The organism is Arcobacter sp. LA11 (genome assembly GCF_001895145.1).
Taxonomy (GTDB): domain Bacteria; phylum Campylobacterota; class Campylobacteria; order Campylobacterales; family Arcobacteraceae; genus Halarcobacter.
Map to the genome: position 1 here is coordinate 150,319 of NZ_BDIR01000001.1, position 22,757 is coordinate 173,075.

The following is a 22,757-nucleotide window of genomic DNA, read 5'->3' on the forward strand; positions in this document are numbered from 1 at the left end:
CCTTATTGAACAAAAAGTGTTGGTACAATCATTGGATATTTTTTATATTTTCTAATACAATGTTTTCTAACAACTTTTCTAATTTCATCTTCTAATACTCTGTTGTTTTTAAAGATACCCTCTTTTGCATTTTGTAAGAAAGTAACTAATAAATCTTCAATTTCTTTTGAAAATGCTTTATCTAATTTATCAGGTACAAGTCCAAAAGACGATACTCTTGGTCTTTGATCCATTTTTCTATCATCAGAGTTTACTTGTGCAACTATCATCACAACACCTTCATTTGCCATAGTTTGTCTATCCATAACTATATCATCTGAGATTTTGTTGTTTAATTGGTTATCAATATAAACTTTTCCAGTTTTAACTGTTTTTACTTTTTTAAGATACTTAGGCGTAACTTCAATTTGCTCTCCATCACTCATGATGTATGTATTTCTTTCTAATACACCACAATCAATACCAGTTTTAGCATGTCTTACTGCATGATTGTATTCTCCATGAATTGGCATAAAGAATTTAGGTTTAACAAGTCTTAACATTAATTTTTGTTCTTCTTGTGCAGCATGTCCAGATACGTGAATTTCACTAAAGTCTTGATACGCAACCTTTGCACCAGCTTTTAATAAGTGGTTAATTATTCCAGATACACTTGCTTCATTTCCAGGAATTGCTTTTGCCGAAAGAATGATTTGATCACCTGGCTTAATTTTAATGTGTCTATGCTCATGAATTGACATTCTATAAAGTGCAGACATTGATTCCCCTTGAGAACCAGTTGTAATAATCAGAACTTCTTTATCTTGATATTTATTTACTTCATGTGCATCAATAAATTGATCTTTTGGAAATTTTATATATCCTAGGCTCATTGCTAAATCTAAGTTTTTCTCCATTGATCTACCAATAACACATACTTTTCTTCCATATTTGATACCATGTTCAATTGCTTGTGCAACTCTATGAATATTTGAAGAGAATGTTGACATAATAACTCTTCCTTTTGCAGTAGAGAATATTCTATCAAAAGTAGGACCTACAGTTTTTTCAGATTTAGTAAAACCTGGAGAGTGTGAGTTTGTTGAATCAGACATTAATAGTAAAACACCCTCTTCTCCGTAATGTGCAAATCTATGTAAATCTGTTGGGAATCCATCAATTGGAGTATGGTCAATTTTAAAATCACCAGTGTGAATGATCGTTCCAGCATCTGTTTTAATAGCTAAAGATGAAGCATCAATAATAGAGTGTGTAATATGAATCCATTCTACTTCAAAGTCCCCTATTTTGATTGGAACTCTTTTTTCTACAGGTCTAAATAAATTTCTATGTTGTTTTATTTTGTGTTCATCAAATTTAGAACCAATCATTTCTAATGGTAATGAAGTTCCGTAAATTGGAAATTGTAATTCTTTAAATAAATAAGGCATTGCACCAATATGATCTTCATGACCATGTGTAATAACTACTGCTTCAATTTTATCTTTAATTTGTCTAAGATATGTAAAATCTGGAATTAAGATATCTACACCATGCATATCTTCGTCTGGGAAACTCATCCCAACATCAACTACAATGGCACTTTTTTCAGTTTCAATAACCATCATATTTCCACCAATCTCACCTAATCCTCCAAGTGGAGTAATTCTAACTTTTGAATTAGTAGATAAGTTTAATTTGTGATGAGGGTTTAATCTATCTTTATGAGATTTTTCATTAACAATATGAGCTTTCTTTAAATCATTTATCCATGTAGAGTTTGTTTTACTATTATGTGCTCTTGCCCTACTGTTATTTGGTTTTCTTTTTTTGTTATAAGGTTTCTTCTCTCCAGCTGGTTTACCTTGGTTAGGTTTATTATTTGCAGGAGCTTGTGTATTCTTATTTTCAGTTGTATTTGGAGTCTTTTGTGACTCTGTCTTTTTCTCTTGAGGCTTTTTAGCTTCGTTGTTTTCCATATTTTACCTTTGTATACATTTGGCTATACAAAGATGCGCTAACTTCATGAGGTCGAAGAGTCTCTTTTAAATTAAGTTCATTATAGATATTAGATAAAGTTTCTTTATCAATTAAGGATGACATATTTTTTGAAAGTTTTTTTCTTGGTTGAGAAAAACAAACTTTTAAAAATTTATTAAAATCCTTATCTAATGCTACATTAGTATCTTTTGATACGTATAATATCGAAGACATAACTTTTGGTGGAGGATCAAAAGATTCTGGCGGTACGTCAAATAGTATCCGTGATTCTTTTGATATCAATTCAGTAATTACTCCAAGTGAAGAGTACTCTTTATCCCCTACCTTAGCAGAGAATTTTTGAGCCACTTCTTTTTGAATCATTACTATAATGTTCTCACAATTAATATCTTCAAATGCTCTTAATATAATATTTGTTGCAATATAATACGGCAGATTTGCTATCAAATCGTATTTGCTGTCGTGCAAAGTACCCTTATTATCCCAAGCTTCTAAAACATCTGTGTGGATAAGTTTAAAACGCTCGTTTTCTATTTCTGTTGCAAATTTTGACTCTAATATACTGATTAGATCAGTATCGACTTCATATGCAGTCGTATCTTTGTATTTGACTAAATTTTGTGTCAAATCACCTAAGCCAGGCCCAATTTCCACAATATGATTTTTATTGTTGGGCATCGATTGGATGATTCTTGTTAAAATACTGCTGTCTTTTAAGAAATTTTGTCCAAATTTCTTCTTCGCTTTTATATTGTTTTCCATAAGAGCAAAGAGTATATCTGCTTTTAACTTACAATTAGATAACATATCTGCTTAATTAAACGCAATAAGGATATATATTGAGTAGTTTTGCAAAAAGAATTATTCCATGTCTTGATGTTAAAGATGGTCGAGTTGTTAAGGGTGTAAATTTTGTTGGTCTTCGTGATGCAGGTAATCCAGTAGAGGTTGCTAAAAGATACAATAACGAAGGTGCTGATGAGATTACATTTCTAGATATTACAGCAAGCCATGAAAATAGGGATACTATAGTTGACATTGTTAAAGATGTTGCAAAAGAAGTTTTTATTCCACTTACTGTTGGTGGAGGAATTAGAAAACTTGAAGATATTTATAAATTACTAAATGTAGGATGCGATAAAGTATCAGTAAATTCTTCAGCTGTAGTAAATCCAGACTTTATTGACGAAGGTGCAAAAAGATTTGGTAGTCAATGTATAGTTGTGGCAATTGATGTTAAAAAAGTTGAAGATGGTTCATATCATGTTTTTGTAAAAGGTGGTAGGGAAGATACTGGACTAGACGCAGTAGAATGGGCCAAAGAAGTATACAATAGAGGAGCAGGAGAAATTCTTTTAACTTCTATGGATACAGATGGCGCTAAAACTGGATTCGAACTTAATATTACTGAAAAAATTTCATCAATTATTGATATTCCAGTTATTGCAAGTGGTGGAGCAGGGACTATGGAGCATATGAAAGAAGCCTTCGAACATGGTGCTAGTGCTGCATTGGCAGCTTCAATTTTCCATTTTAAAGAGATTGATATTATGGAATTAAAACATTACCTAAAAGATAATAATATACCTGTAAGGATATAAAATGAAATTTTTAAAGCTATTTTTACTTATACCAATTTTTGCTTTTTCATTTGAAGTAGAATTCAATAAAAAGTTTTCTCATGAACTTCCACATGATACTTTGACAACATATTTAATTATAACAATTCAAGATGATACAGAACTTATAGTAGGAGAAAGACTTGAAGTTTTCAACAAGAAGATTAAGAGTTATGATAAAGTAGAAAGAAAATTAGGAACATTTAATATAAGACCTAAATATAAGTACTCTAGTAATACTCCAAAGATAGTTGGTTATCTTGGAGAATTAAGATATAAAGTAAACTCTCGTAAAGCTAGATTTATGGATGAGTTCATTTCTGAGATAACAAAATTAAAGAAAAATAGAGATACTACTGTTGCAGTAAATAACCTTTCATGGACAGTAAGAGAAGATACATATAATGTAACTTTAGATCTTTTAAGACTTGAAGCAATAACTTGGGGACAAAGATATGCAAATACTTTATCTTCTGATATTGATAAAGATTGTAAAGTAAAAAAAATCAATATAAATACTACAAATCAAACTATGAATATGAGAGAAAAAGCAATTTATGCAAGTGCTTCGATTTCAAACAAATCGATACCTGTACCTGAAGCTAATCAGGAAAAGATAAAAATAAATCCTAATTATGTTTTGGAGTGTGAATGATAGTTTGTGCAGGAAGAAGTGAAACTTTTAGCTTCGCAGAAACAATTGGAGTAGGCCTAATTGAGTCATCTATTAATTTAACAAGACAATGTCTTTTTAATAAACCAGATTTTATTTTGTTTATAGGAAGTGCAGGTAGTTATGGTGAATACGAAGTTTTTGATATTATCGAATCAAAAAGAGCTGCTAATTTAGAGTTGTCTTTTTTAACAGAAGATTCTTATACTCCTCTTGACAATGTATTAGAATCTGAAAATAAAATGACAAGAAATGATACTATCGTAAATAGTTCAAATTATATATCTACAAATTTTGAACTTACTAAGCAATATAATCAATATGGTATTGGTATTGAAAATATGGAATTTTTTTCGGTCTTGCAAGTTGCACGTGAGTTTGAAATTCCAGTTGCTGGGATATTTGTTGTTACAAATTATACTAATAAAAATGCACATAATGATTTTATAAAAAATCATAAAGAAGCAATGTTAAAGTTAAGAGAATATTTAGTTGAGAAACAAATTATTAAATAAAAAGGAAATGTTTCTCTAACTTTGTAGGTGTTTTATATTAATTTGTTTTCAACGTCTGTTGTGTAAATGTATACTCTGTGAGAAAAACATAAAACAATTTACGTTTTCTTTACAACGTTTCACGTGAAACATTGTAAAGAAGATATGAACAGCTTAACATTTTTAGATATTGAAAGCGAAGTGGTATGTAAAGCATCCACAAAGTTAGAGAAATATGATTGAAAAACAATGAAAGGAAAAGATTGAATTCAATATATGATTACACTTTAAATGAATTAAAATCTCAATTAAAACCAAGTTTTAGAGCAAAGCAAGTTTACAATTGGATTTATAAGAAGTATGTGACATCTTATGATGATATGAAAAATATACCAAATGATTTAAAAGAAAATCTAAAAGAAAACTATGCAATTAATATTTTGAAAATTGTAAAAAAAGAGAAAAGCTCTGATGGGAGTATAAAATATCTTTTTAAACTTCATGATGGGCATACAGTTGAAGCTGTATTACTTTTAATGAAAAAGAAAAAAATAAAAGAAGATGGAACAGTTGAACGAAGTGAAAAATTCACTGTTTGTATCTCAACTCAAGTTGGATGTAAAGTAGGGTGTACATTTTGTTTAACTGCAAAAGGTGGATTTGTAAGAAATTTATCAGTTGGAGAAGTAGTAGATCAAATAGTTCAAATCAAAAGAGATAATGAAATTGCAGAAAATAAATCTGTAAATATTGTTTATATGGGAATGGGCGAACCTCTTGATAATTACAACAATTTTGTTCATTCTGTTAAAGTATTTTCAGAAGAAGAAGGTCTATCAATAAACAGAAGAAGAATGACTGTATCAACGTCTGGGATATCTTCTAAAATAGAAAAGTTAGGGAATGAAGATTTAGGTATACAGTTAGCTATTTCTTTACATGCAGTTGATGATGGTTTAAGAAGTGAATTGATTCCTATGAATAAAGCATACAATATCAAATCAATTATTGATGCAGTAAAAAAGTTTCCAGTTGATGCAAGAAAAAAAGTTATGTTTGAATATCTTGTTATAAAAGATAAAAATGATGATATTGCTTCTGCTAAAAAACTTTTACAATTGCTTGATGGAATTAAAGCAAAAGTAAATTTGATTTATTTTAATCCATATCCAGGTACTTCATATCAAAGACCACAAAGCAGTGATATGGTAAAATTCCAAGAATATTTAACAAGCAAAGGCCTCTTATGCACAATAAGAGAATCAAAAGGTCTTGATATCTCTGCGGCATGTGGACAACTTAAAGAGAAGGAAACAAATGGAAGCTCTTGATTTAGCAATGGTTATATTCATTGCAGCAGTTGCTATTTTTTCAGCAATTGGATTTTTTAAAAGTTATAAAGATAAAGAAGATAAATAAGGAATAATATGGCAGTTACTAGATTTGCTCCAAGCCCAACAGGATATTTACATATAGGTGGTTTACGAACAGCACTTTATAGTTATCTTTGGGCAAGGAAAACTAATGGTGAGTTTAAATTAAGAATTGAAGATACAGATACTCAAAGAAATAATGATGCAGCAATGGAAGCAATTATTAAAGCTTTTGATTGGGTTGGATTAAATTATGACGGTGTTGTAGAATATCAATCAAAAAGATTAGATATTTATAAAAAGTATATAAATCAACTTCTTGATGAAGGAAAAGCTTATTATTGTTATATGAGTAGAGAAGAACTAGATGCTTTAAGAGAATCTCAAATGGCTAATAAAGAGACTCCAAGATATGATGGAACATGGAGACCAGAAGATGGGAAAGTATTACCATCTATCCCTGAAGGTGTAGAACCAGTAGTTAGAATTAAATCTCCAGATGAAGGAATCATTACTTTTATTGATGGTGTAAAATCTATTATGAATTTTGATTGTTCTGAAGTAGATGATTTTGTAATTGCAAGAAGTAATGGAATGCCAACTTATAATTTTGTTGTAGCAATTGATGATGCATTAATGGGTATGACTGATGTAATAAGAGGTGATGATCATTTAACGAATACTCCAAAACAAATTGTAATTTATGAAGCATTAGGATTCACTGTTCCTAAGTTCTACCATGTACCAATGATTAATAATCCTCAAGGGAAAAAACTATCAAAAAGAGATGGTGCTTTAGATGTTATGGATTATAAAAGACAAGGTTATTTACCAGAAGCACTATTAAACTTCTTAGTAAGACTTGGATGGTCAAATGGTGATCAAGAGATATTTTCAATGAAAGAAATGTTAGAACTTTTTAATCCAGAAAATATTAATAAATCTGCTTCATCATATAATGAAGAAAAACTATTATGGTTAAATTCTCACTATATTAAGAATGTTTCAAATGATAGACTTGCAAGTGAATTAGAGTTCTATGATTGTCATTTAGATGGACATGATAAAAAAGAGATGCTTTTAGATTTATCAAAAGAGAGAGCACAAACTTTAGTTGAATTAAAAGATGCTATCAATAAAATCTTAAACACACCAACAGAATATGAAGCAAAAGGTTCTAAGAAGTTTGTAAAAGAAGAGACACCAAAGATATTAAAATATTATCTAAATACATTAGAAGAGAAAAAAGAAACTCTTCATTTAGCGTGTGATTATGAGATAATAACTAAACCTTTTATAGAAGAGTTTGAGTTAAAGTTTCCTCAACTTTTTCAACCAATTAGAATAGCATTAACAGGAGGTACACAAGCACCTTCTGTATACGATATTATGGCTATATTAGGTTTTGATGAAGTTAAGACGAGAATAAATAGAGCACTTGAAGTAAATTTTAATAAATAATACTAAAATCTACTTGATTATTATAAAATAATCTGGCATAATTATTGCTACTTATAAAAAAGGAAAAAGAGTAATGAACATTTATGTAGGAAATCTGTCATATAGAATGGGTGATAGTGAATTAGAAGCTGTATTCGCTAAATTTGGTGAAGTTAAAAGTGCTAAAGTTATCATGGACAGAGAGACAGGAAGATCTAAAGGTTTTGGTTTTGTTGAAATGGAAACAGCAATTGCTGGAAATGAAGCTATCGAAGCGCTTAATGGGAATGACTGCGAAGGTAGAAGCTTAAGAGTTAACGAAGCTAGACCAAGAGAAGAAAGACCAAGAAGACAATACTAATCTTTCTATTGTAAATTAATAAAAAAAGATCTTTCAAAGATCTTTTTTATTAATACTTATTTAAATCTATTCAAATAAAACATTCAAACTTATATTATCAATTTTTTTAAACTTTTAGTTAGTTTTATATAATGAAACTTGATTAGGAGGAGAAGTTAAAAATGTTGAATTATTTAACAAGTTTCATTATATGTCATATGATGTAAACGTATTATATATCTTTTTTGTGTAGTAACCGTGTATTTTAAATTTTTAATGAGATAAATCGCAATCTACCATTTTCCCTTTTTGTTTTAATGCCAAGATATAAAATATTGCAGGTATTATGACTAAGGTTAAGAACGCAGAAGATATCATCCCTCCTATCATCGGAGCAGCAATTCTTTGCATAACTTCACTTCCTACTCCATTTATATACATAATAGGAATTAGACCACCAAGTATTGCAAACAGTGTCATAAGTTTTGGACGTAGTCTTAGAACAGCTCCTTTATATATAGCATGGAAGATATGTGCTTTTTCTGCTTTAATACATTTATTTTTTAGTTCAACCATTGCTTCATGTAGATAAACTATCATTACAATAGAAGTTTCCGCAGCAATTCCAAGTAGGGCAAGAAAACCAACAATAACAGCAATTGATATATTAAAGTTTAAATATTCAAGATAAAAGATTCCACCTGTTAGTGCAAATGGAAGAGTAAAGAATATTATCATTGTGTATGTAATATTTCTTAGTGCAAAATATATTAGAATAAATATAATTACGAAGGTTAAAGGAATAATATAAATCAATCTTTGCATTGCTGATTCTAGATATTCACTTTGTCCAGCCCATTCATAATAGAAGCCTTCAGGAAGTTTTATATCCTTTAAAAGTTCTTTAGCTTCATCTTTATATTGTTTTGCAGAGATACCATTCTTAGGTGTAATATAGATAAAGTTAACATTTAAAGCTTTTTCTGATTTAATAACAGAAGGTCCTTCTTCATATATTAATTTTGCAAACATTTCAAGAGGTTGAAATCCAAGTTTTGTTTTTATTTGTAAGTTATTTAAAACTGTTATATCTTCTCTTTGTGTTGTCTCAAATCGTAAACTTATAGGGTATCTTTCAAGACCATCTAAATAAGTAGATATCTTTGCTCCTGCAACTCCTAGTGAGATAGTAGAAAGTACATCGTTTTTAGTAATTCCAAATCTTGCAAGCATCTCTTCTTTTACTTCAATATTTAAATAGTATCCTGAGTTAATTTTATCAGTTGATACCGAAAGTGTTTTATCAAATTTTTTTAACTTCTGTTCAATTTCTCCAGCAGTTACTTCTAATTTTTCATGATTATTACCATATAATTTTATTCCTAAAGGAGTTCTAATTCCAGTAAGAAGCATATCAATTCTTCCTCTAATTGGATATGTCCAAGAGTTTATAAGACCAGCTACTTGAAGCTTTTGATCCATCTCATGCATAAGCTTTTTATAGGTCATTCCTTCTCGCCATTGATCTTCTGGTTTAAATGTAACAATAGTTTCAATCATAGCAAGTGGAGCAGGGTCAGTTGCTGTTTGGGCTCGTCCTGCTTTTCCAAAAACTGTATCAACTTCGGGGAATGATTTTAAAACTTTATCTGTTTTTTGTGTTAACTCTTTTGCTAAATCAATACCAAGTCCATAGGGAGTTACTGGCATATACATAAAAGTCTGTTCATTCATCATTGGCATAAATTCCCAGTTCTGTTTTTTATAAACTGGATATGCAAGAATTATTGTTCCTATAAAAATCAAAACAATAAGATATCTAAGTTTCAATGACAATTTTAAAATAGGAGAATAAAGAAAAATGAAAAACTTATTTAATAGGTTTTTATCTTCTCTTAAAAGTCTGCCACGAATAAGAAAAACCATAAGTATTGGTACTACTGTAATAGATAGAATTGCTCCACTAATCATCGCAAAAGATTTAGTAAATGCTAAAGGAGTAAATAATCTTCCTTCTTGTCCTGTTAAGGCAAAGATTGGTAAAAAAGACACAACTACAAGAATAAGTGCAAAAAATATAGGACGTCCTACTTGTTTTGCAGATTTGATTATAATTTTTATTCGTTCTTCATTTGAAATATTTTCTTTTCCTTGAAGATATTTGTGTGCATTTTCGACCATGACAATAGTTGCATCAACCATTGCACCAATTGCAATTGCAATTCCTCCAAGACTCATAATATTTGAACCTATTCCAAAAACTTTCATAAGTAAAAATGTAAATAAAACTGTTATTGGAAGAGTTATGATAATAATAAGTGCAGATCTAAAGTGAAATAGAAATAAGGCTGTAACAATCATAACAATAATAGACTCTTCTATAAGAGTATTTTTAAGAGTATCTATTGCTTTATCAATCAAAGAAGTTCTATCATATGTCTCAACTACTTCAACTCCATCTACATTTAATGTTTTAATTTTTTCTTTTACTGCTTTTATAACCGCATATGGATTTTCTCCATATCTTACAATAACAATTCCTCCGACCGTTTCCCCTTGGCCATTTAAATCAACCATACCTCGTCTATTTGTAGAAGTGATATTTACTTCTGCTATATCTTTTATTTTAAGTGGAATTGAACTATTTGTTTTAATAGTAATATTCTCAATATCTACAATACTTTTTAGATAACCTTTAGCTTGAATCATGTGTTCAAAACCATTTTCTAAAATGATTCGTCCACCTTTTTCATCATTATTAAAAGTAAGTGCTTTTTTAACATCTTGAATAGAAATATTGTATTGAACTAATTTATCTTGATTTAGTGTAATCTCATAGTTTTTTATAAAGCCACCAATAGATGCAATTTCACTTACTCCATCTACTCCAAGTAAAGCATACTTGTAGTAATAGTCTTGTAATGTTCTTAACTCATCTAAAGATTTAGTATCTGATTTTAAAGCATATTCATAAGCCCAACCCACACCTGTTGCATCTGGACCAATTGCAACATTTGCACCATCTGGAAAAGTTCCTTGAAGTTGTGAAAGTTGTTCTAAGATTCTATTTCTAGAATCATAAAGATCAGTTCCATCTTTAAATATAATATATATCAAAGCATTTTGAAAAGAACTCATAGCTCTTACTGTATCTATGTTTGGCAAAGACATCAAGTTTGATATTAGTGGATATGATACTTGTTCTTCAATTGTTTTTGGACTCTGACCTGCCCACTTAACTTGAACAATTACTTGAGGAGGTGAAAGATCAGGTAAGGCATCAAGGCTTGTATTTTTTACTGCCCAAAATGATGCAACTGTTAAAACGATAACAGAGAAAAGAATTAGGAATTTATTTCTAATACTATATGAGATTATACTTTCTACCATAAGACTTTCCTACCAGTCATCGTCATCTGAACTGTAAAGTCCATTTGTAATAGCATCAGAATCAAGTAAGAACAGAGCATTGTTTATTACTTGTTGTCCTTCTTCTATCCCGTCTAATATTTCATATTTATTTGAAGCTATTCTTTTTGCTTTTATTTCTATTGGTTCAAACTCTGTTTTTGAAAGGTATTGAAAAACAAAGTACTTATCCCCTTTTCTAAGAACTGCAGTTTTAGGCAAGGTTAACATCTCTTTTTTGACTGCTTTTAGATTTACTTTTCCAAACATATTTGCATAAAGTTTTAAATCTTTATTTGGTATCACAAATCTAACATCAACAGTTTTTGTTTTTAAATCAAGTGTTGGGTAAATCATATCAACTTTTGAATCTATAGGATTTTTGATTCCATCTATATATATTTTTGCCTTCATATCTTTTTTTATAAATGATAAATCTTTTTGATATATTGAAGCAATAAACCAAAGTTCATCTAAAGATGCAAGTTGAAGTAAAAGTTTTCCTTTTTTTGCGAAACTTCCTTTATTTATATTTTTTTGTAAAACTATAGAATTTGTTGGAGAATAAAATGAAATATTTTTTATAGGTTTTTTTGATGTTTTAATTTTTCTTATAGTTGAAGAACTTATATCTAATGATTTTAATTTTTCAATATTACTATTTACTAAAGATTTATTAAATTTTTTAGCAATTTGAATTTCTTGTTGAATTGAAGTTATTTCATCAGAATAGATTGAAAAAAGTGGATTTCCTTTTTTTATAGTTTTATATTGTTCGTTTGCATTCAAATTTGTAATATATCCATCAAATCTAGTGACGATATCATAAATTTTTGTCTCATTTAAAGCAGTAGTTCCATAAAAGCTTTTTAAAGTACCTATTTGCTCTTTTTGTACTTTGATGAGCTTTTTATTGAATAACTGTGAAACTTCAAGAATTTGAGCATTTGCTATTGTAAAGCCCAATAGTAGGGTACTAAATATTAGTTTCATTATATTTCCTTAGTAAAATAGATAGATTTTGCAAGTGCCGAGAAATATTTCTCTTTTTCATCGACAGCTTTTAATCTATATTTTATAATTTCATTAAAATTGTTTATTAAAGATTTTGAGTCAACTTTTTTATAAGAGTTAAAACTATTATAAGTTTCTAACACTTTTTGAAGCTGTTTAATTTTTGGTATAATATTTTTATTAATAATATTTAAAGTTATTATTGAGTCATTGATGTTTTGTTGATAAGTTTTAATCTGATTTTTAAAAGTTAATTTCATATCTTTTAATTTATTGTTAATCTCCAAAGTTTTGAATTTTGCTTTTCTAGATTTTATATCTTCACTTCCATAAACTGATAATGGAATTGCAAAAGCAACATTTACATAATCTTCAAACTTTTCATCTCTTTGAACATATGTTAAAGAGACTTTTATATCAGAATTTTTTTTCTCTTTTTCAAGAATAGAAATATTTTCTTGTTTTTTTGATACTTGCGTTAGTGATAAAATTTTTGGATGAGATTCTATATCTTTAGAAAGTATAATCTCATTTATATTTGTATGGATATTTATATCTTCTATTTTTTTATATGTAATTTGTTCTAATTTTAGATTAATTGTATTTAACATAGTTTTTAATTTTTGTGATTTTAAATTTAATTCTTGGTACATAATTTGAGTATTTAGAATTTGTGTTTGTGATGCTTTGTTATATTTATAAAGCTCTGTTAATAAGTTTTCAAGTTTTGAAGTGTTTGATTTAAACTCTTCAAAAAGAGATAACCTCTCTTCTAATAATTTTATTTTGTAAATATATTCATATATCTTTGATTTATATTGTAGCTTTTTATCTTCAATAGAATATTTTGATATTTGATAATCATTTGTTGCAATTTTTTTTTCAATCTCAAGTTTATCTCCCATAGGAATAACTTGTGAAAAACCTATAAATTGACCTTGCATGGGTTCTAAATCTCTTCTTGTTATATCATCAAATTGTATATCTGTAGCTCCAAAAGTAAGAGTTGGATTTTTCCACTTTGAAGAAAGATTTATTTGTTCTTTTGCACTTTTTATTGATTCTTCTAATGCTTTTAATGTATAGTTATTACTGTAAGTGGTTTCTACAATATTATCTATAGTGATATTTTGGGCATTAATCAATGATAAGTTTGCAATTAAAACTGATATAAGAAGAGATTTTTTAAACATAATATTGCCTATAGATTTACACTAGATCTAACTTTATGCACTTTTCCATCTGCTGTTTTAAACATAAGATGATATTGCCAAGTTCCACCCATTGAAAAATTAATCATGAATTTATATTTTCCATCAATTAGTTTTGCTTTATCCTTATATTCCATATATGGCATACCTGGCATTTCAGGCATAAAGAATTTTGCTTTTACTTTTGCATCTGTTACTGCTTTGCCATCTTTCTGCAATGTTGCAAAGAAAATGTTATCTCCTACAACTAAAGATTTTTCAGATTTCAGTTTAACTGTATATCCATTTTTCTCACCTGTTTGAGCTACGGGCTCTGCATTTAAAAGACCAAATGTCAACGCTAAAATAGAAATTATTTTTAATAACTTCATAAAGACTCCTTTTTTAGTTTTATGAAGTTTATTTATCTAATGAGGAGGGAGTGTGGAAAACAAGGTAAAGATTTTTTTTCTACATTTTTTTGCTTCTTTTTTTTATTATTATTATTTAAAAAATATCATGGGATGGAGTGTTATATGATTAAAAAGGGTTCAATTAAAAATAAATTAATGGCAATATTTACTATTGCTATAGTTATCATTTCTGTGGGGTTTATTACAGAATCAATATCAAGCTTAAATGCAATTTCTAAAAGTTTTATAGATAGGACATCAGTATTTGCCTATAAAACAAAAGAAAAAGAAGTTAAGAACTATGTCTCTTTAGCTTATAAAACAATGGAAAACTATTATTCAAGAACTTCAAAAGAAAAAATCCAAAAAGAAGTAGAAAATTATTTACAAGAACAAACAGAATATTTATTTTCAATCCTAAATTCAGAATATGAAGCAAATAAAGATTTATTAACAAAAGAAGAACTTCAAAATAGATTGAAGTCTATTATTCGAGCTAGCAAATTTGGTAAAGCAGGGTACTTTTTTGGTTATGACAATAAAGGAACATCGGTAGTTCATGGATCTAATCAATCATATGAAGGGAAAAACTTAATACATATAAAAGATAAAAATGGTGTTTATATTGTAAAAAATATTGTTAAAGCTGGTACCTCTTCAAAAGGGGAAGGATTTGTCACTTATCATTGGGAAAAACCAGGATATAAAGAACTGCAATTAAAAGTTACTTTTGTAAAAACATTTAAGCCTTATGGATGGATTTTAGTTACTGGTTCTTATGTAAATGATGTAAGTGAAAAAATAAAGCAAGAAGCATTAGCTGCTATATCTAAAATGGGATATGGTCAAAATGGCTATTTTTGGGTTAATGATTCAAAACATATTGTAAAAGCACATGGAAAAGATCCTTCTATTGTTGGAAAAAATATGATTGATTTCAAAGATAAAAAAGGAATTTATATTTATAGAGAGATAGTTAACATTGCTAATAAAAATAAAGAAGGTGGCATTTTAAATTATCATTGGAGTAAATTAAATGAAAAAGGGGTACATAAAAAAATATCATATGTAAAAAAGTTTGAACCTTGGGATTTGATTATTGGTACAGGTGTATATGCTGATGATATTGAACAAGAAGTTTTGATAATGGAAGAAGAAACTTCAAAAGATGTTAGTTCAAAAATAGTAACTTTTATAATAATGTTAGTACTTATGTTAATAGTTATTCTTTTTATAATATTAATTGTAATGAATAAAATCATTTTTAAACCTTTAAATAGGTTTCAAGATGGATTGTTAAACTTCTTTAAATATGTAAATAAAGAACAAGATGATATTGATTTATTAAAAGTTGAATCAAACGATGAAATTGGAAATATGACTTCATTAATTAATGATAATATTTCTAAAACAAAAGCAATTACGGATCAAGATGATACTTTAATAGATAATGTAAAAGAAATTGTAAATCATGTTGGGAATGGATTTTTAGATAAAAGAATTACTAGTTCCACAAATAATGAATCATTAGAAGAGTTAAAAAGTTTATTAAATACTATGCTTGATAATTTAAATGGATTAGTTGGAAATAATATTAATGCACTAAGTGATGTTTTAGAAAAATATGCGAACAGAGATTTTACTTATAAAATAGATAAATCAAATAGTGGAAAAATTGGTGTAGATATTGTTAATATGAATAGAATGATTACTAAAATATTGCAAGATAATCAAAAAGATGGTTTATCTTTACAAACAAGATCAAATGAGCTTACAACAAATGTACAAATCTTAAATGAGAATGCAAATTCACAAGCAGTTTCATTAGAAGAAACAGCAGCTTCTATTGAAGAAATAACTAGTAATATTAGACAGACAAGTGAAAAAGCACAAGTAATGTTAGATATTTCTACTCAAACTCAGAAATCTTCTAGTATGGGTAAAGACTTAGCAACAAAAACAGCTACATCTATGGATGAAATTAATGAAACGGTTGTAAATATCAATGAAGCAATTACTGTAATTGATCAAATTGCTTTCCAAACAAATATTCTTTCATTAAATGCAGCAGTAGAAGCTGCAACTGCAGGAGAATCTGGAAAAGGTTTTGCAGTTGTTGCTCAAGAAGTAAGAAATCTTGCATCTAGATCAGCAGAAGCAGCTAAAGAGATTAAAGCTTTAGTTGAAATGGCTACAGTTAGAGCAAATGAGGGTAAAGAAGTAAGCTCTGCTATGATTGAAGGCTTTAATGAACTTGAAAATAATATCTCAGAAACAAGTAACCTTATTGATGATGTTTCTAATGCAGCAAAAGAACAAAGTACAGGGATTAGCCAAATTAGTGATGCCGTAAATCAATTAGATAAATTTACACAGCAAAATGCAGCAGTTGCCGATAAAACTAATAGTATTGCTATGGAAACTAATAATATTGCGATTGATATTGTTGATAATGTAAATAAAAATAAATTTGATAATTAAAATAAATAAGAAGAGTTAAATCTCTTATTTTGATTGTTAATATGCGGATTATATGAAATAAGTATATTTATTATATAATCCTGATAATTTTTATGAGGAGAAGCATATATGTTTGTATCAATTGTAGTTATATTGGTGATGTTAATATTAATTCTATTTAAAAATAGGATTTTTGAGTTTAAGTTTGGAAAACAAATTTTTACAGTTTTAATGATTGTATTTTCAGGAGTTTTAATAAAAGGTGCATTTTTTATTGCAGATGCAAAATATTCTTATGTTGTTCAATTCCCTTGGGGTGGTAAAACAACATATACAACAAATGGATTCCATTTTAGTGGTTGGGGAATTATTAGAGATTATCCTAAAACAATTGCATTAAGTACAAAAAATTTTAATAGTGAAAAAGGTAAAACAGATTATGATGATACGAGTACGGTATCAGGTATTATTTCTCCTCAATTAATTAGATTTTCTGATGCTGCTCAAGCAAATTTATATTTTATGACTAGATTTCAACTTCCAATGGAAGAAGTTGCATTGTTAAATATTGACCAACAGTTTGGTAGTAGAGAAGCTCTAATTAATAACCTTTTTAAACCAAGTGTCAAATCTGCAGGAATTAATAGTGCAAGGTTAATGTCTATCCAAGAGTATATAACAAAAAGAGGTAGTGATTTTGATGCTTTTTTTTATGATCAGTTAGCAAATGGACTTTTTAAGACACATGTTGAAGAAAAAAGAATTTATGGTGAAGCTACAAGTCCTGCTAAAGTTTTAGGTACAGATGGAGAGCTTGTAATTTCAAAAGAGAGTGTTTCTAATCGTTCTGAAATGAGGATTATTGAAGTTGTTAAACCTCTTGAAAAAGATGGAAAATATGTAAGACAAGGAACAAATGATTTATCAAGATATAGTATTGATGTTGTTACTGCAAAAGTTACTTATGTAGACCCTTCGGCAAAAGTAAAAAATTTAATATCAAAACAAAGAGATGCCGAAGCAAATGCTGCCCTTGCAGAAAATAGAGTTAGAACAGCAGTCTTAGAAAGTAAAGCGGTAAAAGCTGAAGGTGCAAAGAAAGTAGAAGAAACAAGGGCTAAAATGCTTGCTGCACAAACTGAAAAAATTATTGCTGCTGAAACTATAAAAGAAGAATCTATTATTGAAAATCAAAGACTTTTAGAAAATAAAAGACTTGAAAGAGAAACAGCAATAATTGATTTAGAAAAAGCAAAACTTGAAGCAAAAGCTATAAAAGAAAGAGCAGATGCTGAAGCATATAGAAAAGCAGAAATTTTAAAAGCCGATAATGCCTTAAAAGAGAAGCTAGAAGCTTGGAAATATGCACAAAATGTTTGGGCTCATGCTTATTCTAAAAGAGCAGTTCCTTCAACTGTATTCGGTAGTTCTGGTAGTAGTAATGAAGCATATGGCGGTATTTCTGCAAGTGATTTTATGAATATATTAACTGTTAAAGCTGCAAAAGATTTAAGTTTAGACTTAAATGTTAAAAAATAATTAGGAAGATAATCTATCTTTCATATTTTTTAGAAATCAAAACTAAAAGTACTACCTTCTTTTAGTTTTGATTGAACATTAAATTTTATATTGTATTTCAAGCAAATATTTTGAACAATATTTAATCCAATACCAAAGCCGCCACTATCTTTTGTAGCTCTATAGTATCTATTAAATATATCTTTTATTTTTTTATCTTCTATTCCAATACCATTATCTTTTATTATTAATTTTTTATTTTTTAATGTAATCTCTACAAATCCAGATTTTTTATTGTATTTGATTGCATTTGATACTATGTTGTTAAATAGTCTTGTAAAATCATTTTCATCTATTTTAAATTTTGTATCTTCTAAATCAGTGATTAGTTTAATCTTCTTTTTCTCGGCAAGTACTTCAAAATATTTTAGTTGTTGAGTTATTACTTGGTTTAGAGATATCTCTTTCAAATCAATTTCTTCGTCTCTTTCTTCTAAAAATGTATAGGTTAAGTCTTTATATATTTCTGATATCTTTTGAGCTGCTAATTTGATTCTAGTAACTTGTTTATTTGAAAGTTCTTCTGTTTCAGAAGACATTAAAATAGCACTAATAGGAGTATTTAGTTCATGTGTTGTATCTTTTATAAAGGTATTTAGTTTTTCTCTCTCATCTTTTATTGGTTTTAAAAATAGTTTTGCTAAATAAAAACCAACGAGTGCTAAAATAGAGTATATAATTAGAAATATAAGAATGATATTTGTTTTTAATTCATTAAGTGTCTTATAAAATGAGTTGTCTTTTATGGCAATATAGGATACTCCTAAGTGACCATATGTTGAGTTATCAGTTAAGATAAAGTATTTATCCTTTTCTATAATCTTTTTTGAAAAATCTAATTTATCTTGAATTTTTCCATAAATTTTTGTTTTATTTGAATCATATAGTGAAAAGTTATAATCATCTTCAAAGAGCAGGTCTTCTATAGGAGTTTTTTTACCACTCATATGAACAAGAATAATTCTAGATGATATATTTGAAGCTACATTTTGCATTTTTGTTTTTGTTAAATCAAAATATAGTTTTTTTTCATTTTGATAATAAAGAAGAGCAACTAGTATCATTAGAACGAGTGAACTTCCTAAATAAAGGCCAAAAAATCTAAGAAAAGTTCTTTTTTCACTTTGTGTTAAATCTATTTTATATCCTTATTTTTAAGTTTTATATTTTGGGATTATATCATAAACTATTTTTTCCATATACAATACACAGAAAATTTACTATACTTACAATATGAAAATATTATTACTTGAAGATGATACTTTATTAAATGAAATCATAGAAGAATTTTTAACTGATTTAGATTATGATGTTATTTCAACTTATGATGGAGAAGAGGCTTTAGAAACTATCTATGATAACTCTTTTGACTTGTTAATACTTGATGTAAATGTTCCATCTTTAAGTGGTTTTGATCTATTAAAAGGGCTAAAAGACAATAGTATTAATATCCCTACAATTTTTATAACTTCACTTCATACTTCAAAAGATATGGAAAAAGGTTTTAATTCTGGTGCTGATGATTATATAAAAAAACCTTTTCATTTAAGTGAATTAAAATTACGAATAAACAATATAAAAAGACTTCGTCAAATTGAAAGTTCAGGGTTTGTAAAATTGAATATGGATATTTCATATAATTATGATACGAAAGTTATTACTGTAGAAGAGATAGAAACTTATTTATCAAAAACAGAATCAAAGGTTTTTGAATACTTTATAAAAAATCAAAATAAATCAATCTCAATTGAAGAGATATCTTTAAATAACTGGATATATGATGATGTACCTACTGCTACAACTATTAGAACATATATAAAGAACTTACGAAAAGTATTAGGAAAAGATAGAATCACTACTATTAAAGGAATAGGATATAAACTAAATCTTTAAAATGTTAGAGTAAAAGTTGTTCCTATTTTTTCTTCAGATTCTACTTCTATTTTTATATTATACTCTTGACAAATATGATAAACAATATTTAATCCAATACCAAAACCACCTTGATCTTTAGTTGCTCTATAGTAACGGTTGAAAATATCTTTTAAGAGTTCTTTTTTTATTCCTATTCCGGTATCTTCTATTGAAAGCGTATTATCTTTAAGTTTTATATTTATTGTTCCACCAATATTATTGTATTTGATAGCATTTGATATGATATTGTTAACAAGTCTAATAAAGTTTTCTTTATCTATTAAAAATGTGCTGGGTTCTAAGTGTGATATTATTTTAAGTTGTTTCTTTGAAGCAAAAGATTCAAAATATTCTATTTGTTCTTTAAGTATTTTATCTAGCTGTAGATTTGATGGAGTTGTTTTTTTTGAACTATCTTGTAAAAAGAGATAGACTAAATCTTTATATATCTCTGATATTCTTTTTGCACTTAGATTGATTCTTTGCATATTTTTTTCTGTAGGAATAGCATCTTTACTTGTACTCATCAAAATTGCAGTAATAGGAGTATTTAGTTCATGGGTTGTATCTTTTATAAAGTTATTTAGCTTTCTTCTTTCATTTATTATAGGAGTAATAAATAAATTTGCTAAATAGTAACCAATTATTGCAATAATAGAATAGATAATTACAAAATAGAGAATAATATCTTCTATAAGTTTTGTGATTTTGTCTTTAAAGAAATTTTCTTTTATAGCTATATGATAAACTCCAAGATGTCCTCTAGGCGTTCCATCTACTAGGATATAGTTTTCATCAATTTTTTGAAGTCTTTCTCCTAGGTTTATTCTATCATCAATATTTCCAGCTAGTCTTCGATGATTTTTATCATATAAAGCATAATCATATTTTATAAACTTTGCAAGTTTTGTTGTGTTTATAGTAAGTTCAGACATATGTGCATAGATAATACTTGATGAAACTTTTGAAGCAACATTTTGCATATTTGAAGTGATCAAATCATAGTGAAGTTTTGATTCTATTTTATAAAAAAGATAGAAGATAACTGACAATAATATAAAAGAAGAACCAAGATATAATCCTAGAAATCTAAAAAAAGTATTTTTTTCACTTCTTGTTAAATCGATAACCAACCCCTTTGATTGTTTCAATGTATTCATCACCTATAATTTTTCGAATATTCTTTATATATGTTCTAATAGTTGATGAAGTTGGTGCACCTTCATAAGTCCAAATATTTGAAGATAATTCATCTTGTGATACGCATCTATTTGTATTGTTTGCAAGATATTTTAAAATTTGTGCTTCTTTTAGGGGAAGTTTTGTTTTTATTGAGTCATTATCTATAAAATTTAGTTTAGTATTAAACTTTATATTATCATCGATAATTATTTCATCTTCTTCTAAATGTAGAAGTCTTTTTATATTGTTTATTCTAAGTTCTAACTCTTTTAATTCAAAGGGTTTTTTTAAATAATCATCTGCTCCAGCTTTGAACCCTTCTTCCATATCATCAACAGAATTAAGTGAGGTAATAAATATTGCAGGAGTAGTTATATTGTTTTCTCTTAAATTTTTTAAAAATTCAAAACCTGTTATACTTGGGACGTTTACATCTAATATAAGTAAGTCAAAATGTTCATCATATATATACTCACTAGCTTTTAAACCATCGTATACTGAGATTACTTCATATTCTAAAGAGTCTAAAAACTCTTCTATTATTTCATTTAAAATTAAATCATCTTCTAATAGTAATATCTTCATAAAAAGAAGTATAACATATAATAAAAATTTATATCTACACATTGACTACACAGAACTTTATTAAAATTCAATTATCAAACAAATCAAGGAGTGAAAAATGAAACTATTAACTAGTGTAATTGCAGCGACAGTTTTATCTTTTAGTTTAGCTAATGCTACGCCTCATTCATTAGATGCAGGTCATTCAGAAGTTGGATTTTCTGTAAAACATTTAATGATTACTAATGTAAAGGGTGAATTTAACGAATTTGATGCGACTATTGATTTCGATTATAAAACTAAAACATTTAACAAGTTAAATGCAGTTATTCAAACAAAGTCAGTTGATACGGGAATAGTAAAAAGAGACAATCACTTAAGAAGTGAGGACTTTTTTCTAGCAGATAAACATCCTCAGATTACTTTTAATATGAAGTCATATAAAGGTGATGGTGAAGAAGGTGTTATGATTGGTGATTTAACAATTAGAGGTATTTCTAAAGAAGTAAAACTAAATGTTGAAGAAATAGGTACAATTAAAGATCTTCAGGGTAATAACCGTGTTGGATTTACTTTAAAAGGGAAAATTAATAGAGGTGATTTTGATCTTAAATGGAATAAAGCCTTAGAACTAGGTGGTTTTGCAGTAGGTGAAAAAGTAAAACTTGAAGTTGAAGTTCAAGCTATTGAACAATAATTTTTATTTAAAATAGTTTTAAACAAAAAAAAATATAATAACCAAACTTATAAAAAAAGGGAAAATAAAATGAAAAATACAAAAATTAAATTAGCAGGTATTCTTTTAGGAGCTGCATTGGCAAGTACAGGTGCATATGCAGGTGAAAAAAGTGGTTCTTGTGGTGCTGGTAAATGTGGTGGTGACATGAAGAAAACTGAAAAGAAAATGGATGGTTCTTGTGGTGCTGGTAAATGTGGTGGCGACATGAAAAAAGACGGTAAGAAAATGGATGGTAAAAAAATGGACGGTTCTTGCGGTGCTGGTAAATGTGGTGGCGATATGAAAAAAGATGGTAAGAAAAAAATGTCAGGTTCTTGTGGCGCTGGTAAATGTGGGTGAAATGGCGAAGAATCGTAATTAAGTAAAAAATAAAAGG

Annotated in this window: 20 protein-coding genes; 11 read left to right on the top strand and 9 right to left on the bottom strand. The window is 27.9% G+C overall.

Going from position 1 to position 22,757, the window contains the following annotated elements:
- Nucleotides 1-2 precede the first annotated feature (2 nt).
- On the bottom strand, nucleotides 3-1,958 hold the full coding sequence (locus tag BT997_RS00775) for a ribonuclease J (protein WP_072679480.1): 1,956 nt from the start codon (nucleotides 1,956-1,958) through the stop codon (nucleotides 3-5).
- Nucleotides 1,939-2,742, bottom strand: a complete 804-nt coding sequence (rsmA, locus tag BT997_RS00780) for a 16S rRNA (adenine(1518)-N(6)/adenine(1519)-N(6))-dimethyltransferase RsmA (protein WP_072679714.1) — start codon at nucleotides 2,740-2,742, stop codon at nucleotides 1,939-1,941. Before rsmA ends, BT997_RS00775 begins: the two co-directional genes overlap by 20 nt.
- A 77-nt stretch (nucleotides 2,743-2,819) precedes the next feature.
- Between rsmA and hisF the strand changes: the two genes are divergently transcribed.
- From hisF to BT997_RS00810, 6 genes are all read left to right on the top strand, one after another.
- Nucleotides 2,820-3,581, top strand: coding sequence for an imidazole glycerol phosphate synthase subunit HisF (gene hisF, locus BT997_RS00785; RefSeq protein WP_072679481.1), 762 nt, complete (start codon nucleotides 2,820-2,822; stop codon nucleotides 3,579-3,581).
- A gap of 1 nt (nucleotide 3,582) precedes the next feature.
- Entirely contained in the window at nucleotides 3,583-4,254 is a 672-nt protein-coding gene (locus BT997_RS00790; RefSeq protein WP_072679482.1) for an SIMPL domain-containing protein, read from the top strand.
- The gene (locus BT997_RS00795) at nucleotides 4,251-4,787 is read left to right on the top strand and encodes a purine-nucleoside phosphorylase (protein WP_072679483.1); all 537 of its coding nucleotides are present in this window, start codon (nucleotides 4,251-4,253) and stop codon (nucleotides 4,785-4,787) included. The genes BT997_RS00790 and BT997_RS00795 overlap by 4 nt, the downstream gene beginning before the upstream one ends.
- A gap of 242 nt (nucleotides 4,788-5,029) precedes the next feature.
- Nucleotides 5,030-6,097, top strand: a complete 1,068-nt coding sequence (rlmN, locus tag BT997_RS00800) for a 23S rRNA (adenine(2503)-C(2))-methyltransferase RlmN (protein ID WP_174247180.1) — start codon at nucleotides 5,030-5,032, stop codon at nucleotides 6,095-6,097.
- Between the two features lie 96 nt (nucleotides 6,098-6,193).
- On the top strand, nucleotides 6,194-7,600 hold the full coding sequence (gene gltX / locus BT997_RS00805; RefSeq protein WP_072679485.1) for a glutamate--tRNA ligase: 1,407 nt from the start codon (nucleotides 6,194-6,196) through the stop codon (nucleotides 7,598-7,600).
- Nucleotides 7,601-7,673: 73 nt separating this feature from the next.
- Nucleotides 7,674-7,940: an RNA-binding protein gene (locus BT997_RS00810; protein WP_072679486.1), complete on the top strand. Its 267-nt coding sequence runs from the start codon at nucleotides 7,674-7,676 to the stop codon at nucleotides 7,938-7,940.
- A gap of 252 nt (nucleotides 7,941-8,192) precedes the next feature.
- Here BT997_RS00810 and BT997_RS00815 read toward each other — a convergent pair whose 3' ends face one another.
- Genes BT997_RS00815 through BT997_RS00830 form a run of 4 tightly spaced genes read right to left on the bottom strand, consistent with a single transcriptional unit; the run spans nucleotide 8,193 to nucleotide 13,923 of the window.
- Nucleotides 8,193-11,309, bottom strand: a complete 3,117-nt coding sequence (locus BT997_RS00815) for an efflux RND transporter permease subunit (protein WP_072679487.1) — start codon at nucleotides 11,307-11,309, stop codon at nucleotides 8,193-8,195.
- A gap of 9 nt (nucleotides 11,310-11,318) precedes the next feature.
- Nucleotides 11,319-12,320 (bottom strand): efflux RND transporter periplasmic adaptor subunit, encoded by a 1,002-nt coding sequence (locus BT997_RS00820; protein WP_072679488.1) that lies wholly within the window; start codon nucleotides 12,318-12,320, stop codon nucleotides 11,319-11,321.
- Entirely contained in the window at nucleotides 12,320-13,534 is a 1,215-nt protein-coding gene (locus tag BT997_RS00825; RefSeq protein ID WP_072679489.1) for a TolC family protein, read from the bottom strand. The genes BT997_RS00820 and BT997_RS00825 overlap by 1 nt, the downstream gene beginning before the upstream one ends.
- 8 nt (nucleotides 13,535-13,542) lie before the next feature.
- A complete protein-coding gene (locus BT997_RS00830) occupies nucleotides 13,543-13,923 on the bottom strand; it encodes a FixH family protein (RefSeq protein ID WP_072679490.1) in 381 nt (126 codons plus the stop codon).
- A gap of 144 nt (nucleotides 13,924-14,067) precedes the next feature.
- Between BT997_RS00830 and BT997_RS00835 the strand changes: the two genes are divergently transcribed.
- Together BT997_RS00835 and BT997_RS00840 are read left to right on the top strand one after the other, a co-directional pair.
- Nucleotides 14,068-16,425 (top strand): methyl-accepting chemotaxis protein, encoded by a 2,358-nt coding sequence (locus BT997_RS00835; protein WP_072679491.1) that lies wholly within the window; start codon nucleotides 14,068-14,070, stop codon nucleotides 16,423-16,425.
- A gap of 108 nt (nucleotides 16,426-16,533) precedes the next feature.
- Nucleotides 16,534-17,943, top strand: a complete 1,410-nt coding sequence (locus tag BT997_RS00840) for an SPFH domain-containing protein (RefSeq protein ID WP_072679492.1) — start codon at nucleotides 16,534-16,536, stop codon at nucleotides 17,941-17,943.
- Between the two features lie 29 nt (nucleotides 17,944-17,972).
- Here the strand turns inward: BT997_RS00840 and BT997_RS00845 are convergent, their stop codons facing one another.
- Entirely contained in the window at nucleotides 17,973-19,046 is a 1,074-nt protein-coding gene (locus BT997_RS00845) for a HAMP domain-containing sensor histidine kinase (RefSeq protein ID WP_072679493.1), read from the bottom strand.
- Between the two features lie 169 nt (nucleotides 19,047-19,215).
- Here BT997_RS00845 and BT997_RS00850 point away from each other — a divergent pair, with 169 nt between their 5' ends.
- Nucleotides 19,216-19,875, top strand: a complete 660-nt coding sequence (locus BT997_RS00850; RefSeq protein WP_072679494.1) for a response regulator transcription factor — start codon at nucleotides 19,216-19,218, stop codon at nucleotides 19,873-19,875.
- On the opposite strand, the gene BT997_RS00855 is transcribed toward BT997_RS00850, so the two are convergent.
- Together BT997_RS00855 and BT997_RS00860 are read right to left on the bottom strand one after the other, a co-directional pair.
- Nucleotides 19,872-21,047 (bottom strand): HAMP domain-containing sensor histidine kinase, encoded by a 1,176-nt coding sequence (locus BT997_RS00855; protein ID WP_174247181.1) that lies wholly within the window; start codon nucleotides 21,045-21,047, stop codon nucleotides 19,872-19,874. The genes BT997_RS00850 and BT997_RS00855 overlap by 4 nt on opposite strands.
- Entirely contained in the window at nucleotides 21,004-21,663 is a 660-nt protein-coding gene (locus tag BT997_RS00860; RefSeq protein ID WP_072679715.1) for a response regulator transcription factor, read from the bottom strand. Before BT997_RS00860 ends, BT997_RS00855 begins: the two co-directional genes overlap by 44 nt.
- Before the next feature lie 97 nt (nucleotides 21,664-21,760).
- Here BT997_RS00860 and BT997_RS00865 point away from each other — a divergent pair, with 97 nt between their 5' ends.
- On the top strand, nucleotides 21,761-22,339 hold the full coding sequence (locus BT997_RS00865; RefSeq protein WP_072679495.1) for a YceI family protein: 579 nt from the start codon (nucleotides 21,761-21,763) through the stop codon (nucleotides 22,337-22,339).
- 69 nt (nucleotides 22,340-22,408) lie between these two features.
- Complete coding sequence (locus tag BT997_RS00870; protein WP_072679496.1) at nucleotides 22,409-22,720, top strand: hypothetical protein; 312 nt, start codon at nucleotides 22,409-22,411, stop codon at nucleotides 22,718-22,720.
- The last annotated feature ends 37 nt before the right edge of the window (nucleotides 22,721-22,757 follow it).

Bases quoted from the DNA above. Each gene is read 5' to 3' on its own strand.
- BT997_RS00775 (WP_072679480.1), bottom strand. From the start codon at position 1,958: ATGGAAAACAACGAAGCTAAAAAGCCTCAAGAGAAAAAGACAGAGTCA.
- rsmA (WP_072679714.1), bottom strand. From the start codon at position 2,742: ATGGAAAACAATATAAAAGCGAAGAAGAAATTTGGACAAAATTTCTTA.
- BT997_RS00790 (WP_072679482.1), top strand. From the start codon at position 3,583: ATGAAATTTTTAAAGCTATTTTTACTTATACCAATTTTTGCTTTTTCA.
- BT997_RS00795 (WP_072679483.1), top strand. From the start codon at position 4,251: ATGATAGTTTGTGCAGGAAGAAGTGAAACTTTTAGCTTCGCAGAAACA.
- gltX (WP_072679485.1), top strand. From the start codon at position 6,194: ATGGCAGTTACTAGATTTGCTCCAAGCCCAACAGGATATTTACATATA.
- BT997_RS00810 (WP_072679486.1), top strand. From the start codon at position 7,674: ATGAACATTTATGTAGGAAATCTGTCATATAGAATGGGTGATAGTGAA.
- BT997_RS00815 (WP_072679487.1), bottom strand. From the start codon at position 11,309: ATGGTAGAAAGTATAATCTCATATAGTATTAGAAATAAATTCCTAATT.
- BT997_RS00820 (WP_072679488.1), bottom strand. From the start codon at position 12,320: ATGAAACTAATATTTAGTACCCTACTATTGGGCTTTACAATAGCAAAT.
- BT997_RS00825 (WP_072679489.1), bottom strand. From the start codon at position 13,534: ATGTTTAAAAAATCTCTTCTTATATCAGTTTTAATTGCAAACTTATCA.
- BT997_RS00830 (WP_072679490.1), bottom strand. From the start codon at position 13,923: ATGAAGTTATTAAAAATAATTTCTATTTTAGCGTTGACATTTGGTCTT.
- BT997_RS00835 (WP_072679491.1), top strand. From the start codon at position 14,068: ATGATTAAAAAGGGTTCAATTAAAAATAAATTAATGGCAATATTTACT.
- BT997_RS00840 (WP_072679492.1), top strand. From the start codon at position 16,534: ATGTTTGTATCAATTGTAGTTATATTGGTGATGTTAATATTAATTCTA.
- BT997_RS00845 (WP_072679493.1), bottom strand. From the start codon at position 19,046: ATGATACTAGTTGCTCTTCTTTATTATCAAAATGAAAAAAAACTATAT.
- BT997_RS00850 (WP_072679494.1), top strand. From the start codon at position 19,216: ATGAAAATATTATTACTTGAAGATGATACTTTATTAAATGAAATCATA.
- BT997_RS00860 (WP_072679715.1), bottom strand. From the start codon at position 21,663: ATGAAGATATTACTATTAGAAGATGATTTAATTTTAAATGAAATAATA.
- BT997_RS00865 (WP_072679495.1), top strand. From the start codon at position 21,761: ATGAAACTATTAACTAGTGTAATTGCAGCGACAGTTTTATCTTTTAGT.
- BT997_RS00870 (WP_072679496.1), top strand. From the start codon at position 22,409: ATGAAAAATACAAAAATTAAATTAGCAGGTATTCTTTTAGGAGCTGCA.